This is a genomic window from Burkholderia theae, assembly GCF_048565265.1.
Taxonomy (GTDB): Bacteria; Pseudomonadota; Gammaproteobacteria; order Burkholderiales; family Burkholderiaceae; genus Burkholderia; species Burkholderia theae.
Map to the genome: position 1 here is coordinate 1,016,691 of NZ_CP183462.1, position 18,802 is coordinate 1,035,492.

At 65.8% G+C, this 18,802-nt stretch carries 17 protein-coding genes; 14 read left to right on the forward strand and 3 right to left on the reverse strand.

What is annotated here, in order from left to right; translation table 11 throughout:
- Window positions 1-110 precede the first annotated feature (110 nt).
- From ACN22W_RS22055 to ACN22W_RS22080, 6 genes are all read left to right on the forward strand, one after another.
- Window positions 111-719 carry a hypothetical protein gene (locus tag ACN22W_RS22055; protein ID WP_419689403.1) on the forward strand — a complete coding sequence of 203 codons (609 nt, stop codon included), beginning with the start codon at window positions 111-113 and terminating at the stop codon, window positions 717-719.
- A gap of 165 nt (window positions 720-884) precedes the next feature.
- Window positions 885-1,604 (forward strand): 2OG-Fe(II) oxygenase, encoded by a 720-nt coding sequence (locus ACN22W_RS22060; protein WP_419689404.1) that lies wholly within the window; start codon window positions 885-887, stop codon window positions 1,602-1,604.
- A gap of 20 nt (window positions 1,605-1,624) precedes the next feature.
- A complete protein-coding gene (locus ACN22W_RS22065) occupies window positions 1,625-1,930 on the forward strand; it encodes an Ada metal-binding domain-containing protein (RefSeq protein WP_419689405.1) in 306 nt (101 codons plus the stop codon).
- Window positions 1,927-2,700 carry a 2OG-Fe(II) oxygenase gene (locus tag ACN22W_RS22070; protein ID WP_419689406.1) on the forward strand — a complete coding sequence of 258 codons (774 nt, stop codon included), beginning with the start codon at window positions 1,927-1,929 and terminating at the stop codon, window positions 2,698-2,700. Before ACN22W_RS22065 ends, ACN22W_RS22070 begins: the two co-directional genes overlap by 4 nt.
- A gap of 113 nt (window positions 2,701-2,813) precedes the next feature.
- Window positions 2,814-3,365, forward strand: coding sequence for a methylated-DNA--[protein]-cysteine S-methyltransferase (locus ACN22W_RS22075; RefSeq protein ID WP_419689407.1), 552 nt, complete (start codon window positions 2,814-2,816; stop codon window positions 3,363-3,365).
- A gap of 588 nt (window positions 3,366-3,953) precedes the next feature.
- Entirely contained in the window at window positions 3,954-4,973 is a 1,020-nt protein-coding gene (locus ACN22W_RS22080) for a DNA-binding protein (protein ID WP_419689880.1), read from the forward strand.
- Window positions 4,974-5,102: 129 nt separating this feature from the next.
- On the opposite strand, the gene ACN22W_RS22085 is transcribed toward ACN22W_RS22080, so the two are convergent.
- Entirely contained in the window at window positions 5,103-6,674 is a 1,572-nt protein-coding gene (locus ACN22W_RS22085; RefSeq protein WP_419689408.1) for a hypothetical protein, read from the reverse strand.
- 307 nt (window positions 6,675-6,981) lie between these two features.
- On the opposite strand from ACN22W_RS22085, the gene ACN22W_RS22090 reads away from it, so the two are divergent.
- From ACN22W_RS22090 to ACN22W_RS22120, 7 genes are all read left to right on the forward strand, one after another.
- Entirely contained in the window at window positions 6,982-7,602 is a 621-nt protein-coding gene (locus tag ACN22W_RS22090) for a TetR/AcrR family transcriptional regulator (RefSeq protein WP_193100548.1), read from the forward strand.
- A gap of 240 nt (window positions 7,603-7,842) precedes the next feature.
- Window positions 7,843-8,901: an NADP-dependent oxidoreductase gene (locus ACN22W_RS22095; protein WP_419689409.1), complete on the forward strand. Its 1,059-nt coding sequence runs from the start codon at window positions 7,843-7,845 to the stop codon at window positions 8,899-8,901.
- Between the two features lie 93 nt (window positions 8,902-8,994).
- Window positions 8,995-9,294: a putative quinol monooxygenase gene (locus ACN22W_RS22100; RefSeq protein WP_048244468.1), complete on the forward strand. Its 300-nt coding sequence runs from the start codon at window positions 8,995-8,997 to the stop codon at window positions 9,292-9,294.
- A gap of 141 nt (window positions 9,295-9,435) precedes the next feature.
- Entirely contained in the window at window positions 9,436-9,891 is a 456-nt protein-coding gene (locus tag ACN22W_RS22105; protein ID WP_048244466.1) for a (2Fe-2S)-binding protein, read from the forward strand.
- A gap of 1 nt (window position 9,892) precedes the next feature.
- A complete protein-coding gene (locus tag ACN22W_RS22110; protein WP_419689410.1) occupies window positions 9,893-12,112 on the forward strand; it encodes a molybdopterin cofactor-binding domain-containing protein in 2,220 nt (739 codons plus the stop codon).
- A 13-nt stretch (window positions 12,113-12,125) separates the two neighbouring features.
- Window positions 12,126-13,424: a c-type cytochrome gene (locus ACN22W_RS22115; protein WP_419689411.1), complete on the forward strand. Its 1,299-nt coding sequence runs from the start codon at window positions 12,126-12,128 to the stop codon at window positions 13,422-13,424.
- A gap of 153 nt (window positions 13,425-13,577) precedes the next feature.
- Window positions 13,578-15,023: an NAD-dependent succinate-semialdehyde dehydrogenase gene (locus tag ACN22W_RS22120; protein ID WP_048244459.1), complete on the forward strand. Its 1,446-nt coding sequence runs from the start codon at window positions 13,578-13,580 to the stop codon at window positions 15,021-15,023.
- An 82-nt stretch (window positions 15,024-15,105) separates the two neighbouring features.
- Here ACN22W_RS22120 and ACN22W_RS22125 read toward each other — a convergent pair whose 3' ends face one another.
- Window positions 15,106-16,155, reverse strand: a complete 1,050-nt coding sequence (locus ACN22W_RS22125; protein WP_419689412.1) for a hypothetical protein — start codon at window positions 16,153-16,155, stop codon at window positions 15,106-15,108.
- Window positions 16,156-16,916: 761 nt separating this feature from the next.
- Between ACN22W_RS22125 and ACN22W_RS22130 the strand changes: the two genes are divergently transcribed.
- Window positions 16,917-17,288: a DUF4430 domain-containing protein gene (locus ACN22W_RS22130; protein WP_129514902.1), complete on the forward strand. Its 372-nt coding sequence runs from the start codon at window positions 16,917-16,919 to the stop codon at window positions 17,286-17,288.
- 43 nt (window positions 17,289-17,331) lie between these two features.
- On the opposite strand, the gene tagH is transcribed toward ACN22W_RS22130, so the two are convergent.
- Window positions 17,332-18,783 carry a type VI secretion system-associated FHA domain protein TagH gene (tagH, locus tag ACN22W_RS22135; protein WP_419689413.1) on the reverse strand — a complete coding sequence of 484 codons (1,452 nt, stop codon included), beginning with the start codon at window positions 18,781-18,783 and terminating at the stop codon, window positions 17,332-17,334.
- Between the last annotated feature and the right edge of the window lie 19 nt (window positions 18,784-18,802).

Genomic DNA, 18,802 nt, shown 5'->3' on the forward strand with positions numbered 1-18,802 from the left:
TTTCACGGCGTCGATACGGGAAAATTAGGCAGCAAGAAACGGATCGAATAGTCCGTCTCAAACCGATATCGTTCTCGACGAGAAAACGAATCGCACACGTAGCGGATGCGATGACCCGTTCACAAAGTCAAAGACCGGAAGTGTTGAACATCGATTCTCAATTCGTCACCGAGTGCGAAAAGACTGACAGCGACGTCGATGCGATCCTGCACGTGCTGCACGCACAGGCTCAAATTCCGACGCCGATGGACGAAACGCGATTGGACCGGCTGGTTGCTCGATCGCTGGATCTCGACGAACACGCGGCGCTGTCGCTGGAGGCGGTGGCCGGCGAAACGCACGTCAGCGCGATGAGAACACCGGCCCACTTCCTCACCGTCCTGAAGCAGGCGATCACCGAATTGAGACTGTCACGGCTGTTCTGTTCCAGCAGCCAGGGGGACTTCCATCGGGGTATCTGCCCGGCTGCCTACGACGAGCGATCCGGGGAACATCATCCGGCAGAAATGGCCGCGTGGCGGGCCGGTTTTCGCGCGATGGCCCCGGAGCAACAAATGATGGCGGCGACGATCGTGTGGATGTACCGGTCCGGCGCCGATTCCATTTGGTTACGACGGGTACCGTGCACGTGGCGCGCGAGCGAGGCATTGCGCTACATGCACGACGCCGGGTGCCTGACGATCTGGATCAGGTTGATCGCACGATTCCCCGGTTGGTGAATCGCATCGCGGTACGCGAGTACTACCGCAAGAAATGGAGTTCGGCTCGGGGCTGTCGCATGTAAATTCGAGGCATTCCTTTCCATGTCGACGAGGCGTCGACCGCAAACGCGAGCGCCTGCGACGCGAAGCCCAATCTCGAGCGCGCCGAACTCAAACCCCAACATGACTTTCAACATGACCGAAACTGCCATCAGCTGCGCCGCGCCGGACTGGATCGACATCGGCGCGCAACTCGATTCCGACGGATACGCGCTGCTGCGCGGTGCATTTGACCGCGACGAGGCTCGTGAACTCGCACGCCAGATCCGCGAGGACGGGGTGGGGCGGCGCGTGTCGCTCGATTCGCTCGAGTTGGGGCGCGGGGAAATCTTGCGCTTCGGTGCGCAACTGCCGGAGCCGCTGGCGTCCTGGCGTGCCGCGCTGTATCGAGATCTTGCCCCCATCGCCAATCGCTGGAACGAGATCCTGGGTGTCGAGTATCGATATCCATTGGAATTGAACGCATTCCTGCGGCGTAACAGCGACGACGGGCAAAGCCAACCCCTGTCTCATCTGAACCGACTCGGCGCCGGCGATCATCTGGCGTTGCATCAGAACAGCGATGGCGAGCACGTCTTTCCGATGCAGGTCGTCGTGCTGCTGAGTGAGGCCGGCAAGGACTTCACGGGTGGGGAATTTGTGCTCACCGAACAGCGCCCGCGCATGCAGTCGCGCCCGATGGTTGTGCCGCTCACGCTGGGAGATGCCGCGATCATCAGCACCGCACAGCGCCCCTTCAAGGGGACCAAGGGCTACTACCGCGTCAATCTCAAGCATGCAATCAGCCGCGTTCGCGGCGGCGAGCGGCTTGGCGTCGAGCTGTCGTTTCACAATGCCCGTTGACGGGCTGGAAGACAGCGAACGTGACGCCATCCACGCGATTCAAACTGATCGGCCGAGACGGCAAGCCGTACGACAGCGACGTGCCGGGCACACTCGGCGGGCATCGACGCAACCGTATCTACGGCCGGCTCGATTGCCGGTCCGCGCTGCGGGCAATCGCGCGTGGCGAATACGTCAAACACCGCGTGTTCTTTCAAGACGAAGCGACCGCCGTAGCGGCCGGCTATCGTCCGTGCGCAGTCTGCCTGCCGGAAAAGTACACGGCGTGGAAGGCGGCCACGGCATCGCATTCAAATAAAACACGCACCAAGGAGCCGCACGCATGACCCGACAGGCAACGCTGTTGTTCGACGCCGATCCTGTGGACGTCGACGGGGAATCAGCCGACACGTCGGTCGACGCCAGGATCGCAGCGATCGATTGGGCGGCATTCGAGCGAGACCTGACGCACGACGGGTACGCGCTACTTCCCAAACTGCTCGCGCCGTCGCTCTGCAGCGAGGTAGCCGGCTACTATCCTCAGGAAGCGCGCTTTCGCAGCCGCATCGTGATGGAGCGATACGCGTTCGGCCGCGGCGAATACAAGTATTTCGCACGACCGCTGCCCGACATCGTCGGTCAACTGCGTGAATCGCTTTATTCACGCCTGGCGCCCATTGCGAACCGCTGGCATGGCTTGATGCGGATCGACACCCGGTTTCCTGCGACGCTTTCGGAATTCGAGACCGTGTGCCGTAACGCAGGACAGACCCGGCCGACGCCACTGCTGTTGCGCTATCGCGAGAACGACTATTGCTGCCTGCATCAGGATCTGTACGGCGAGTTCGTGTTCCCGTTGCAGGCAATCTTCCTGCTCGACGAACCCGGGCGGGATTTCGACGGCGGCGAGCTCCTGTTGACCGAAAGCGATCCGAAGAAGCCGGGCCGGGCCGAGGTGGTGCCGCTTCGGCAAGGCGACGCGGTCGTTCTTGCGGTGAACCATCGGCCGGTAAAGTCGTCGCGGGGTTTCTATCGCGCCGTGCTCCGGCACGGCGTGAGCCGCTTGCGCCGCGGCGAGCGGCGTACGCTCGGCGTCATTTTCCACGACGCGAAGTAGCATCGGAACGCACGCGGAAGAACACGAATGAGAGCGCAAGAGCCGGAGTTCGGCTGCGGCTTCATACAGATACAGTAGGTGCACCATAACGTGCTTTCGATCGGGAGCGAATCATGCAGCTTTTTCAGAGTCGTCTTGAAACCCCGATGGGTGACATGTTGCTTGTCACGGACACCCAGGATGCGATTCGCGCACTCGAGTTTGCCAGCCACGCCACGCGTCTGAATCGTGGTCTGCGCGAACGATATGGGGTGACCGAAGTCACGAGCCGTCCGGCGCCGGAAGTGATCGAGCGTGCCATCGACCGATATTTTGCGGGTGAGTTGACCGCTATCGACGCGTTGCCGACCGCAACGGTCGGCACCGATCTGCAGCAGCGCGTGTGGACCGCTTTGAGGCGCATTCCGCCGGGCACGACGACGACATACGGAAAACTCGCGAAGGAACTGGGCTTTGAAGACCCCCGCGCCGCGATCGACATTGGCGCAGCCAATGGCGCCAATCCTGTCGCGATCGTGGTGCCGTGCCACCGGGTGATCGCAAGCAACGGCGAACTGAAGGGGTATGCGTGGGGCCTGGACCGGAAGCGCTGGCTACTCGAGCACGAGAAGGTGCCGGCATTCTCCGGCCAGGTTCCGCATTCGATGTCGCTCCCGGGGTTCTGACTATTCCCGGATCGAGTACCACGGCGGGCATGTGGCCGCCGTGGGTGTGTCTCCTGTCACGTCACTTTCTCAGCTGCCCGTAATCGTCTCGGGCACTTCCGACCTTGCACGCTCTCCGGGATCGCGTCTCGAACGATCCTGCCGCGAGCGACATTGAGCGGGGGATGGCTCGGCGGCGATGGATATGCCATTCCGCTTGCCGGCGGTGTTTGGCCGCCGGCAAGCATGCGGAAATGCTGCGCCCGCAGCGATCCAACGTCCGTCGCCGCTGTTCCGTCAGCGTGGATGTGAATGCCGTAGCCGCCAGTTGTCCGGCAAGCGCTACCGTGTTCAAACCGCCGATCCACACCCAAGAGCACGCCGTGAAGCCGCCGAGCCCGGCTGGGTAACGCTTGGGTCATGCCGTCCGATCCCACGCAAGGGGAGGCGGTTACAAGATCGTGCACAAGAACAGCCGGGATTCCGCGCGCCGCGCGGGCATCCTTCTATTTCAACATTATAGAAATAATGTCAAATTATTAGACTAAAATGATTAGATATTTAACGGTTTACGTTATATTATTGACGAAATCACCGACGAAACCCGCCATGTCCGATCTCGCTGCCGACGAACCGCGCCTGACCGCCGAAATCGAGCGCCTCAAGGCCGACTTCCCGAAAACCCGCGAGCTGTATCGCGAAGCCTGCGCGCTGCTGTTCTTCCGTTTCGGCATCACGCCCACCGCGAACCGCCTGTACCAGCTCGTTCGCAAGGGCAGCATGAGCACGCCGACGGCCGTCCTCGGCGAGTTCTGGGCCGAACTGCGGGAAAAGAGCCGCGTCCGCATCGAGCATCCCGACCTGCCGGCCGATCTGCAGGCGGCAGCCGGCGAGTTGGTCGCGGCATTGTGGAATCGGTCGAGCACCGAAGCGGCCACCGCGCTCGACGCACTGCGCGCGGAAGTCGAAGCCGAGCGGGCGGCGGCGAACGCGGAAGTTGCCGCGCTGCAGGCCGAACTCGGCCGTACCGAAACCGCGCTGGAACAACGCACGGCCGCGCTGCTGGCCGCGCAGGTGCGCATTCAGGAACTGGAGCAGGCGAGGGCGGCGGACGACGCGTCGCGGCGCGCGCTGCAATCGGATATCGAACGCCTGAAGGCCGACAACGCGGAAGGCGATCGCGCACTCGTGCAGGCTCGCGCGGATTTCACCACCCAGCTCGACCGGCTGCGCGACGACGCGGGCCGCGCCGAGGAGCGCTTGCGCGCCTCGGAGAAGCGGGCGCTTCAGGAGATCGATCGCGAGCGGCTCGCGGCCGCACGGCTGCAAAAGGAACTCGATGCCACGGCATCGCGCGCCGAACAACGCGATGCGCAGCACCGCAAAGACATCGCCGCGCTGCAAGCGCAACTCGGCGACGCGCTGCATCGATGCGGCGTCCTTCAGGGGCAACTCGACGGCGCGCAGGCGACCGATGCGGCGCGCGGCAAGGAGCTCGATGCGCTGAGGCGGGAGATGACGGTGCTCGCGCGCCGGGCCCCGCTGCGCGGCGCCAAGACGGCACCGGCCGCGCAGCGAGACGAGCGGAGAACGCGCACGCGAAAGCGTGCCGACGAAGCGGCGCGCTGACGGCGAAACCAACAGCCGGCGTGCGTCAGCCGACAACGTACGCTGAGGCACACCGACGCACACCGAGGCAGGCAAGCAGCGAAACAGGCGAGATGCCCCGCACCCGAAATGCCTGCCTGCCCATTCAACTCAGCTCAGCACATACTTCGACGGCAGCGGCGGCGCGTCCGCCGGAATCGTCACAAGCGACGTGTTCAGCCAGCCCTGCGGCGTGCCGTTCGACTGCGCGTAGGCGCCGACGTACGGCATCATCCGCGTCGTCTGATAGACCTGCGGCGTCCAGCCGGCCGGCGCGAGGAAGATCGACGTCGCACGCTTCTCGCTGTACGCGGACGCACCATACGTCGAGATGTTCCACAGCGTCTGCTGATACGTCGCGTAGTCGGCGTTGTGACGCGAACCGCCGGCTTGCCAGCCTTCGAGCTGGATGAACGTGTTGTACGTGCCGGCGCCCGCGAGCAGGTTGTTCACCGTGCGCCCGTACAGGAACGACAGGATCAGCCCGCAGTTCGTCGGCGCGAAATCGCTGCCGACGCTCAGGTAATAACGGCCCGTCGTGTTCAAGACCGACGCGTAGTGCGAATTGCCGATATCCATCGACGTCGTCAGCCCGCTCGCCCCCATGAAACTGTCGAACGCCTGCATCGTGACGCCCGCCGGCAGGTCGCTCGTCGCGCTGATCGCGACGAGGTGCGAACCGGCCGCCAGCAGCGTCAGGAACGCGGTCAGCGTGTCCGCGATCCAGTTGCCTTGCGCATCGACGAACGGAAACGCGCGATAGCCCGTCAGCGCGAACACGGCCGGATCGGAGCCGGCCTGCCACGCGATCTGCGGCACCCACATCGTCAGCGGGCCGGCGCTCGATGCCGTGGAGACATATTGCTTCAGCGCATCGACGAGCTGCGCATCGGCGCCGGGCAGCACGCCATACGACGCCCCGTTCTGCCAGCGCTGGACCCATTGCGCAACGAAACCCGCAAGCTGACCGCCGGTGAAGTCGGCGGGCGGCACGTAGCCGAGCGGGCCGGTGCTCTGGTAGGCGGACTGGATCGCCGCGGCCGTGCGCACGTTGCTGCCGAACATGCTGTTCGCGAAATCCTGGCAGTTGTTGGCCGGCGGCGTCGCGAGCTGCGCGAGCGGGACGACCCAGGCGCCGTTCGCGGTCGCGACGCCGCGATACAGGTTGAGATTCGCGACCGAGTCGTGGCCGGGAAACGTGGCGGCGTCCGCGCCCGACACGTAGCCGGCCGACGGCGTCACGCTGACGGTGGTCGGTTGCGATCCGAACGGATGCGTGTACGAGATCGCGAACGATGCATCACCGCCGCCGAGATTGAACGATCCCGTGCAATCGCCCCAGCTGTTCGACGCGCTGACGGCGGTCGATTGCCCGGTTGCAACCAGCGCTTGCGACGCCTGCGGCAACGAGCCGCTCTGGCTCGCCGCGTTGCCGAACGCGAGCGTCGTCGACGGGATCGCATTGACGACGTTGATCGTGATCGAGCGATCGGCGATGCCGTAGCTGCGCGCGGACGCATCCGCCGCGCCGGCGGCGGCGAACGACGATGCGGACGTCGTGCTGCCGTCGCCGCCGCAGGCGGCCAGCGTGCCGACGAGCGGCGACAGGGTCAGCGCGGCGCCGCGCTGGATGAAGCGCCGGCGGTTCGGCGCGGACGGGCGTTCGGGTTTCGAAGCGGTCATGGGCGTTCCTGGTCACGGGTTCGGGAGGAGGCAACGACAGTCCGGCGCATTGCACACGTGTGCAATGCCGGCCGCGGTTTCGCGCTCGCCGGCAGATGCGCCGCGCGTATTTATGCGGGAGATCGATGAAACGCCCGCGACGAAACCGAGTCGTTCGTGTGACGCCGGCACGCGGTTATGCGGGAGCAGGTGACGGAGAAAGCCGGCCGGGCATTGGGCGCGCAGCAGGGATCGGGTAAAGTGCCGCTAAACATGCCGGTTGGACGTTACTAGACGACCGGTCTAATCGTTGCTACCATACGCCATCATGAATGCATCTTCAGGCGCGGAAGTTCGCCAGCACATCCTGAATATCGCGAAGCCGATCATGCTCCACAAGGGGTTTTCGGGGGTCGGTCTGAACGAGATTCTCGCTGCGGCGGGCATCCCGAAGGGCTCGTTCTACCATTACTTCGGCTCGAAAGAGGCATTCGGCGAAGCGCTGCTCGAATCGTATTTCGAAGGTTATCTCGCGCATCTCGACAACCTGCTCAAGCATCAGGCCGGCACGGGCGCCGAGCGCCTGATGACGTACTGGGGCAACTGGCTGCACACGCAGTGCGCGGACGATCCGGAAGGCAAGTGCCTGGCGGTGAAGCTCGGCGCGGAAGTGTCGGACCTGTCGGAAGCGATGCGCGCGGTGCTGCGGAACGGTACGAGCCAGATCATCGAGCGGCTCGCGGGCGGCATCGAGGCCGGGCTGGCCGACGGCTCGCTGAGCGCGGTCGACGATCCGTCGTACACGGCCGCAATCCTTTACGAGCTGTGGCTCGGCGCGACGCTGCTGGAAAAAATTCACCGCAATCGCAAGCCGCTCGAAAGAGCGATGGCCGAAACGCGACGCATGCTGAACCTGCCGCCGGCCGCGCATGACGGCGCGCAGTCGTAAGCCGGGCGCGCATCAGCGCGCCTTGTTTTTACCCTGATTCTAGACGACTGGTCTACTCAATCACGCATGACGAACGCCTTGCTCCGCGTTACGCTGTCCCGATCATTCCAACCGCACGCATGCGACCGCAACGGCCTGACCGCCGACACTGCCGCTGCCACGTGCGCGCATCTTCTGCTGGTCCACCCCTGATCCGATCGTGCCCACGAAGCACGTTTATTCCTGTTGACGGAGGCTCACATGCCGCAAAGCAAGACCGCAAATCGCCAGATCATCCTGAATTCGCGCCCGGTCGGCGCGCCGACGCCGAACGATTTCCGCACCGAGTCCGGCAACGTGCCGACGCCCGGCGCCGGCCAGGTGCTGCTGCGCACCGTCTGGTTGTCGCTCGACCCGTACATGCGCGGCCGGATGAGCGACGCGCCGTCCTATGCGCCGCCGGTCGAGCTCGGCGGCGTGATGGTGGGCGGCACGATCAGCCGTGTCGTGTCGTCGAACCTGCCCGCGTTCCGCGAAGGCGACCTCGTCGTCGCGGGCGCCGGCTGGCAGGACTATGCGTTGTCCGACGGTCGTGACCTGATTCCGCTCGGCCGCGACTTCGCGCATCCGTCGTACGCGCTCGGCGTGCTCGGCATGCCGGGCTTCACCGCCTATACGGGGCTGCTGAAGATCGGCGAGCCGAAGGCCGGCGAAACCGTGGTCGTCGCGGGGGCGAGCGGCGCGGTCGGCGCGGTGGTCGGCCAGATCGCGAAGCTGAAGGGCTGCCGCGTGATCGGTATCGCGGGCGGCGCCGACAAGTGCGCGTACGTCACCGAAACGTTCGGCTTCGACGCCTGCGTCGACCACCGCGATCCGGCCTTTGCCGCCAAGCTGAAGGACGCGTGCCCGAACGGCATCGACGTCTATTTCGAGAACGTCGGCGGGGCCGTGTTCGACGCGGTCTGGCCGCTGCTCAACGAGCATGCGCGCGTGCCCGTGTGCGGGATCATCGCGCATTACAACGACTCGGCATACGACGACACGGCCGTGTCGAGCGGCCGTGACCGCGTGCCGGCACTGATGGGCACGATCCTGCGCAAACGCATCCGGATCCAGGGTTTCATCATCCTCGATCACTATGCGACCGGCTATGCACCGTTCATGAAGGAGATGAGCGAGTGGGTCGCGCAGGGCAAGGTGAAGACGCTGGAAGATGTCGTCCCCGACCTGGCCGACGCACCGGACGCGCTGATCGGCCTGCTCGCCGGCAAGAATTTCGGCAAGGTCGTCGTGCGCGTGGGTCCGGACGAACTGGCCTGATACCACGGCACGGCAACTGCATGCGGCTGCACGCTGGCGTCACGCGACGCCGGCTTGTGGCATGCTCGATCCCGTTTCGAAAGGAGTAACAAGATGGCGCTTCACGTGATTGCTTCGCTGTTCGTGAAACCCGAACACGCGCAGGCAGCCGAAGCCGAACTGCGCAGCATGGTCGCCAAGACGCGCACCGAACCGGGCAACCGGCGCTACGACCTGTTCCGCGAGCAGGACGGCTCGCCGAACCTGCACCTGTACGAGATCTACGACGATCAGGCCGCATTCGACGCGCACCTCGCCAGCCCGTATTTCGGCGAATTCCGCGCGAAGTCGGCTGACTGGTTCACGGCCCCGCCGGTCATCAAGGTGCTGTCGGGCCTCGACGTGGCCGAGTAACAACCGCAGGACCACCGCCGCGGCTCGCCCCACCCGGGCCGCGCGGCACCCGTGGCGCACCGCGCGACGGCGATGACAATGACGACCCCGCACGGCGTGCCGTTCGCGCCGTTTCCCCAATACACCGGCCCCGGAGGCTGTATGGTCACCCTCAACATCAACGGCGAAACCCGCACGGTCGACGCCCCCGACGACATGCCCTTGCTCTGGGTGCTGCGCGACGTCGTCGGCCTCACCGGCACGAAGTTCGGCTGCGGAATCGCGCAATGCGGCGCGTGCACCGTGCATCTCGACGGCGTCGCCGCGCGCTCGTGCGTGCTGCCGGTCGCGGCCGTCGCGGGCCGCAAGATCACGACGATCGAAGCCGTCGGCGCGACGCCGGCCGGCCACAAGGTCCAGCAGGCGTGGCGCGAGCTCGACGTCGTCCAGTGCGGCTACTGCCAGTCGGGGCAGGTGATGGCTGCCACCGCGCTGATCGCGTCGAACCCGAATCCGAGCGACGCCGACATCGATGCCGCCATGGCCGGCAACATCTGCCGCTGCGGCACGTACAACCGGATTCGCGCGGCGGTCAAACAAGCCGCGAAGGGAGCCTGACATGTCTCGAGGACTCATCGAAGCAGGTCGGGCCGGCGCGGGCGTGTCGCGCCGTTCGTTTCTCAAGTTCGGCGTGTCGCTCGGCGCTGCGGCGGGCGGCGGCTTGCTGCTTGGCTTCAGCCTGCCGGCCGCGGGCGACGACACGCGCCGGTCGGTGATCGGCGGCGACGGCGATGAAACCGCGCGCGCCGGCGTGTTCGCGCCGAACGCGTTCGTGCAGATCGACCGCGCCGGCAAGGTCACGCTGGTGATGCCGAAGGTCGAGATGGGGCAGGGTGTCTATACGGCACTGCCAATGCTGATCGCCGAGGAACTCGAAGTGCCGCTGTCGAGCGTGACGCTCGATCACGCGCCGCCGAACGAAAAGCTGTTTCTCGATCCGCTGCTGGGCGGCCAGCTCACCGGCGGCTCGACATCGGTGCGTTACGCGTGGGAACCGCTGCGCCGCGCGGGCGCGACCGCGCGCACGCTGTTGGTCGCGGCGGCCGCGAAGCAATGGAACGTCGATCCGGCAACCTGCCGCGCCGCGAACGGCGAGGTGCAGCATCCGCCGAGCGGCCGGCGCGCGTCGTACGGCCAGCTCGCCGATGCGGCCGCGAAGCTGCCGGTGCCGAAGGATGTCGCGCTGAAGAAGCCGGAGGATTTCAAGCTGATCGGCACGCCCGCGAAGCGGCTCGATTCGCCGGAGAAGGTCGATGGGACCGCCCAGTTCGGCCTCGACGTGCGCGTGCCCGGCATGCTGTACGCGGTGATCGTGAACAGCCCGGTGTTCGGCGGCACGGTCGCGAGCGTCGACGACACTGCCGCGAAGAAGATCCCCGGCGTGCGCCAGGTCGTGCGCGTCGACAACGCGGTCGCGGTGGTCGGCGATCACACGTGGGCCGCGAAGCGCGGCGCGTCGGCGCTCGTCGTGAAGTGGAACGAAGGCGCGGACGCGAAGGTATCGACGAAGGACATCGTCGCCGATCTCGCGCAGGCCGCGGCGAACGGCAAGGGCGCGGTCGCACGCAAGGACGGCGACGTCGGCAAGGCGTTCGCGGGTGCCAAAACCCGCATCGACGCCGTCTACGAACAGCCGTTCCTTGCACACGCAACGATGGAACCCGTGAACTGCACGGTGCACGTGCGCAGCGACGGCTGCGAGATCTGGGTCGGCACGCAGGTGCCGACGCGGGCGGTTGACACCGTGCAGCGGCTCACGAGCTTTCCGCCGGACAAGATCGTCGTGCACAACCACCTGCTCGGCGGCGGCTTCGGACGGCGGCTCGAGACGGACATGATCGGCCAGGCCGTGAAGGTCGCCAAACAGGTCAACGCGCCCGTGAAGGTCATCTGGACGCGCGAGGAAGATATCCAGCACGACATGTACCGGCCTTACTACTACGACAGGATCTCGGCCGGCCTCGACGCGAACGGCAAGCCGGTCGCGTGGCAGCACCGGATCGTTGGCTCGTCGATCCTCGCGCGTTTCGCGCCGCCCGCGTTCAAGGACGGCGTCGATCCCGACGCGGTCGAGGTCGCCACCGACCTGCCGTACGACCTGCCGAACCAGTTGATCGATTACGTGCGGCAGGAGCCGCGCCACGTACCAACCGCGTTCTGGCGCGGCGTCGGGCCGACGCGCAGCACCTTCGTCGTCGAGAGCTTCATCGACGAGCTGGCCGCGCAGACCAAGACCGACCCCGTGCAGTACCGCCGCGCATTGCTCGGCAAGACGCCGCGCGCGCTCAACGTGCTCGATGTCGCGACCAAGGCGGCCGGCTGGGGCCCGTCGCTGCCGAAGGGGCAAGGGCGCGGCGTGTCGGTGATGCACGCGTTCGGCAGCTTCTTCTCGATCGTCATCGACGTCGCGGTGGACGACGGCGAGGTGCAGGTCAAGCGCGTCGTGTGCGCGGTCGACTGCGGGATGGTCGTCAATCCGAACACGATCGAGGCGCAGGTGCAGGGCGGCATCATCTTCGGGATCACGGGCGCGCTGTATGGCGAGATCACGATCGAGGACGGCCGCGTCGTGCAGAACAACTTCACCGATTACCGGATGCTGCGGATCAACGAGACGCCGCCGATCGAGGTCCATCTCGTGAAGAGCGGCGAAGCACCGGGCGGGATCGGCGAACCGGGCACGGCCGCGACCGCGGCGGCGCTGTCGAACGCGATCTTCGCGGCAACCGGCACGCGGCTGCGCAAGCTGCCGGTCGGCAACCAGTTGAAGACGGCTTGAGGGAGGCACGATCATGCGAAACCTCACCCTGAACGCGCTCGGCGCATCGCTGCTCGCGCTGTCCGCATTGCTGGCCGGCACGGCCGCGCACGCCGCGTCGACGGCGCCGGCCGACAGCGCGCTCGTCGCGCGCGGTGCGTATCTTGCGAAAGCGGGCGACTGCGTCGCGTGCCACACCGCACCGCACGGCACACCGTTCGCCGGCGGCCTGAAGATGGTCACGCCGATGGGCGCGATATACACGACCAACATCACGCCCGATCCGGACACGGGCATCGGCGGCTACACGGAGGCCGAGTTCGCGGGCGCGCTGCGCGCGGGTGTCGCGAAAGACGGCCATCACCTGTATCCGGCGATGCCGTATCCGTCGTACGCAAAGCTGAAGGACGACGACGTGAAGGCGCTGTACGCGTACTTCATGCACGGCGTCGAACCGGTGAAGCAGGCGAACCGGCCGTCCGACATCCCGTGGCCGCTCAACATGCGCTGGCCGCTCGCGCTGTGGAACGCGGTGTTCCTCGACACGACGCCGTACGCCGACAAGCCGGCCAAGGACGCGATGTGGAACCGCGGCGCGTATCTCGTGCAGGGGCTCGGGCACTGCGGGTCGTGCCACACGCCGCGCGGCGTCGGCTTCCAGGAGAAGGCGCTCGACGAAGGCGGCGCGGCGTTCCTGTCGGGTGCGCCGATCGACAACTGGTTCGCGTCGAACCTGACCGGCGAGCCCAACACGGGGCTCGGCCGCTGGAACGAGGCCGATGTCGCGCAGTTCCTGAAGACCGGCGCGAACCGGCACGCCACGGCGTTCGGCTCGATGGTGAGCGTGATCAACCACAGCACGCAGGCGCTGAACGACGACGATCTGGCGGCAATTTCCCGCTACCTGAAGTCGCTGCCGGCCGCGGGCGGCACGGGCGCGCCGCCGTACAGCTATGATCCGAAGGCGACGCAGGTGGTACTGGGCCGGCCGGCGGCCGATCCGGGCGCGAAGGTGTATAACGCTTACTGCCTGCATTGCCACGGCGTGGACGGGCGCGGTTACGCGCCGCTGCTCGCGCCGCTCGCCGGCAATCCGAACGTGCTCGAGACCGATGCATCGTCGCTGATCAACGTGACGCTGAACGGCAGCGACACGCTCGTGATCGATGGCGTGCCATCCGCGTATCCGATGCCGGCGTTCTCGAACCAGTTGAACGACCGGCAGATCGCCGACGTGCTGACGTTCATGCGCGCCGGCTGGAACAACGGCGCGCCGCCCGTGCAGGCAGCGGACGTCGCGAAACTCCGCAAGGCGACGGCGGCCGCGCGCTGAGCGCGGCCCCATGCGGAACGGCGGTAGGCCGGCGTGCCTGCCGTCGGTGCCACCGGGTGCCTGTCTGCCCCGGCGGCTTTGCTCTTTCTGTCAACCGGCGCGCGGCCATGAGCGGCAGCGCGCGTTTTATCGACGCAATGTAGGGGTGTCTGGATGGCTAACGTGACTTATACGGATACGCAACTGCTGATCGACGGCGAGTGGGTCGACGCCGCGAGCGGCAAGACGATCGACGTCGTGAACCCGGCGACCGGCAAGGTAATCGGCAAGGTGGCCCACGCGGGCATCGCCGATCTCGACCGCGCGCTCGCCGCCGCGCAACGCGGCTTCGAGGCGTGGCGCAAGGTGCCCGCGCACGAGCGCGCGGCGACGATGCGCAAGGCGGCCGCGCTGGTGCGCGAACGCGCCGACGCGATCGCGCAGCTGATGACGCAGGAACAGGGCAAGCCGCTCACCGAAGCGCGCGTCGAAATGCTGTCGGCGGCCGACATCATCGAATGGTTCGCGGACGAAGGTCGCCGCGTGTACGGCCGGATCGTGCCGCCGCGCAACCTCGGCGCGCAGCAGACCGTCGTGAAGGAGCCGGTCGGCCCGGTCGCGGCGTTCACGCCGTGGAATTTTCCGGTCAACCAGGTCGTGCGCAAGCTGAGCGCCGCGCTCGCGACCGGCTGTTCGTTCCTCGTGAAGGCGCCGGAAGAAACCCCGGCATCGCCGGCCGCGCTGCTGCGCGCGTTCGTCGACGCAGGCGTGCCGGCCGGCGTGATCGGCCTCGTGTACGGCGATCCGGCTGAAATCTCGTCGTACCTGATCCCGCACCCGGTGATCCGCAAGGTCACGTTCACGGGTTCGACGCCGGTCGGCAAGCAGCTCGCCGCGCTCGCGGGCCAGCACATGAAGCGCGCAACGATGGAGCTGGGCGGGCACGCGCCGGTGATCGTCGCCGAGGACGCCGATGTCGCGCTCGCGGTGAAGGCCGCCGGCGGCGCGAAGTTCCGCAACGCGGGGCAGGTCTGCATTTCGCCGACGCGCTTCCTCGTGCACAACAGCATCCGCGACGAATTCACGCGCGCGCTGGTCAAACATGCAGAAGGGCTGAAGGTCGGCAACGGCCTGGAGGAAGGCACGTCGCTCGGCGCGCTCGCGAACCCGCGTCGCCTTACCGCGATGGCGTCGGTCGTCGACAACGCGCGCAAGGTCGGTGCGAGCATCGAAACCGGCGGCGAGCGGATCGGCTCGGAAGGCAACTTCTTCGCGCCGACCGTGATCGCGAACGTGCCGCTCGAGGCCGACGTGTTCAACAACGAACCGTTCGGCCCGGTTGCGGCGATTCGCGGCTTCGACAAGCTCGAGGATGCGATCGCGGAAGCGAATCGTTTGCCGTTCGGTCTGGCCGGTTATGCGTTCACGCGTTCGTTCGCGAACGTCCACCTGCTCACGCAGCGCCTCGAAGTGGGGATGCTGTGGATCAACCAGCCGGCAACGCCGTGGCCGGAAATGCCGTTCGGCGGCGTGAAGGATTCGGGCTACGGGTCGGAAGGCGGGCCGGAAGCGCTCGAGCCGTACCTCGTCACGAAGTCGGTGACGGTGATGGCGGTTTGACGACAGGTTGAGCGTAGTGAGGCCGCCGCTTCCGCGTATGGGGGCGGCGGCGTTTTCCTGACGCTTTGACCGACGGCGAACCTCAGCGGGCCGGCAGAATGCCTTCAAAGACGCCTTTCGCTGCCTTCTGCTGGTCGGGGTTCAGATCTCCATAGGTTCGCGGAACCTTGCCGCATTCGGCGACCTTCGCGCTAGCGGCCTTTCCTTTCGCGACTGCCCACTCGGCCGACAGATTGCCTTCGAATGTCCTGCCGAAGGCGCTATTGGCACCTGCCCCCTGGCCCCAGCCGTTCACCATCATGGTTTCCTGCGCTCCGCCCCACGCGATCGGGTGCTTGCCGTTCTGTGACTGGCCGCGGTTCTGGCAGGACCCGGCATTCGGCACGCAGTGGCCCCCGATGATTTGCTCGGGCGTGGCCTTCTTCACGCCGGCCAGGTCCATCAGCATGTAGTTCTCGAGGTTGACCAGGTAGTCGCGATTGCTTTCGGCGATCAGGATCGCCGCCATCGCGTTGCCGAGCGCCTGATCGTTCGCGGCGGTTCCGCTCAGGCCGCCCGAGTAAACCGTCTTCATCGCGTTGAGCAGGTCCGCCGGCGTCCTGTCTTTGGTGGCCTTGGCAAACATCGTCGGGTAGTCGCTGGCGAAACACGTGCTCGCGTTCCCGTTCGCGCGTCCCCAGAAGTGAATGTAGTTCGAGTATTGCCCGCCTCCACACTGACGATAATAAATGGCCTGGTTCATCGAGAAGAACTGACTCTGGTTTCCTGTTCCCGCGCATTGATACGCCGCGAGACGCAGGAACTTCAACGGGCTCACGACATTGCCGAAGTAGTTGCCGGCGCCGGGACCCTCCTCAGGAAGGTGATCGTTCGCCCCGTCGCAACGTTTCGGGTCGGGCGGGGGCGTTACCGGCGTCAACGCCGTATTCCCGGCGGCGTCGACTCGCGCGTTCGCGACCTTGAGCGCGGCGTCGCGCAACACATCCGACGTCACGTAGAGCGGCGATCCGCGCATGTCGACGGCATAGCAGGCGGTCGCCCCCTGCGCCTGCGTGGCGAAAGAAAGTGCGGCGGCAAACGAACATGCGGCGATCCGCAGGGTGCCGCCGATAGGGTTACGATCGATATCCATGAACGGGCTCCAGTGATTTCGTGGATGGGAGAGGGCCCACGAGCGGGCATGCGTCAACGACAAGCAGGCGCACGCAGACGGCCTATGGGCCGAAAGCGCTGCCCGACGTCATGGGGTGAAGGACACAGGAGGAAGGGACGTGCGGGGCGAGCTGTTGTGACTTGCCCGGGGAGCGGAGGGGCGCTGTGCGCTAGTCACGCGCGAGCGGTATGACGGGCCGCCGGTCCATTGGCTATTCTTTGATCGATACGAATATCGGGATTTAAAGGACGGCAAGGCGCGCGTAATGGAGAAATGACGATTGCGTCATAATCTCTTCAATTGCGTCGCATACCAAAATTCAAACAGGTTCTCGAAAACCGGCTCAGTTTTCCCTTGTTTGCCGTGACGATCGACGTCCGAGGTGAAGCGAACCCGGACCAGTCGAGTGACTGGCATTGCGAGGGAGCAGTCCATCGCCTATTCTCTGACCAATACGAATATCAGGATTTCACGGACGGCAAAGGCGCCTGTAATAGAAAAACGGAAAATGCGCCATTCGAAACGGAAATCATGCTGACAGAATTTGCAACAATCACCGAGCGACACCATTTAATTGAAACGATCTGCCTGTGATTCGGCGATCGGTTTGAATCGAGCGATCAGCAAACGATCGATACAGCTTTCCGGCACCCAGGTCAGAACCTGGTGCTTTCAACAAACCACGAAAAAGAGCAGAGGGGCGCAGTTCAGGCATTCACCACCACTACGGAGATATCTCCATGGCCAGCTCGGTAGCGAATCAATTCGTCGATTGGGGTTCAGAATTTCACAATCCGCCGTGGCAAGCGAACGACCGCATCGCGATTGCCCCCGGCGTGACAACCGTATTCGATCTGCTGACGGCCGACGGCGTGTCGCCCGCTCTCAGCCCGCAATGGCAGGGTTCAGGCGCGAGCCTGTTCATTACGGCCTTGGGTGGCGTAGAGGCCAACCAGGGCGGCAACGGCTACTGGTGGGTGTATTTCGTCAACGGCCAGATGCCCGACGTCTCGTGTGCGGTCTACACGCTGCAACCCGGCGATAGCGTGGCCTGGGACTACAAGCACTACTCGAGCGGCTTGAAGCAGGCGGTTCATCCGCCGCTGGTTTGACGTTCGTCGCGCGATCCATGCGACGCGGCCGGCATCGGCCCCTTCAATGCCGGCCGCTCCCCCGATAACTCTCCACCTCCGCGTCGTACGCAGCCAGAAACGCCTTGCCGAACACCGACGCGAAATCGTCTTCGATCGCAAACACCGTATCGCGATGGGTCGCCGCGTAGCGATCCCACATCCGCGCCTTGTATAGCGCGGGTACGCGTTTCTCGTACCAGCGCATCGCATCGTCGCGCTCGCGCAGCCGTTGCGGCGAAAAGCGCGTCAGCAGGTCCATCAGCGCAGCGCGCATGCCGGCGACCATGCCGATCTGGTGCGCGTGCAGATCCTGGAACGCATCGCTGACCGCACTCTGCGGCGACATGAAGCCCGGCAGCGGCAGTCCGAACATCTGCCGCAGCACGGCGCCGCCGTCGGGCAGCAGCTTCAGCGGGTTGTTCTCGCGATCGAGCAGCATCGTCATGTGCGCCTTCACCTCGCGCTTCAGGATGCTGCGCGACGACAGCAGCTCGACCGTGCCGTTCGCGAACAGCGCCAGCAACTGGCCCGCGATATAGAGCTGCTCGGCCGACCAATGATGCGATTCGGCAGCCGTATCGAGCCCGGCGCCTTCGAAAAACGCATTCAGCAGTTCGTCGGGCGTCGGCGGTGCCGGTGCGCGCGTCGCATGCGGCACCGGTTCGTCAGCCGGCCGCGTATCGGCATGTGCGGCCGCCGGCTGCACACGCACGTGCTGCGTCCACTCGGGCGCGTGATCGGCCTGCGTCGCGGACGGCGTGTCGCGCTCCGCATCGCCGCGAGCAGCCGACGACGCAGTGCCCGACGTGCCGCCGATATCGCCCGACGACTGCGCGAACAGGTCGAGCGGATCGGTCGACAACTGATTCAGGTCGCGCTGCGACGGCGCGGGCGATTCGGCCGACGCGGCGCGGTGTGCAGGCTGCGCGGCATCCGCGCGTGCGGGACCGCCCGGCCGTGTACCGGCATCCGCCACCTTGCCACGCGGCGCGAGACGATCCTGGAGCAGCCCCCACAGCCGGTTGCCGGCGCCTTTCGCATCGTCGCGCGAAGGCGAGGGCGCGCGCGACGGTTGCACGGCGGCTTCCGGCGCGCCCTGGCTGCCGACGTGCACACCGGCATCGGGCGCCATGTCGATCACCGGCGCGTCGTCGCCGTCGTCGCGCTCCGCTCGCAGCACGTAAGGCCCGATACGGATGATGTCGCCGGTATTGAGCGGGCGCTCCTGCGCATAACCGACCGGCTCGCGATTTACCTCGATCGTCGAGACGCTGCTCAGGTTCTTCAGCAGGCACGCGTCGTCGCCGACCTGCAGCAGTGCCTGCAGCCGCGAAATCTGCCGGGTGTCGTCGCGCAGCACCAGATGGTTGTCGCTGGCGCGGCCGATGGTGCCGCCCGGCGGATGAAACACGACGGCGTCGTAGGAGTCGTTTTCGACCGGCTCGCCGGCATGTTCGATCACGATCAGTTGCATGTCATACGTCGCTCTGTAG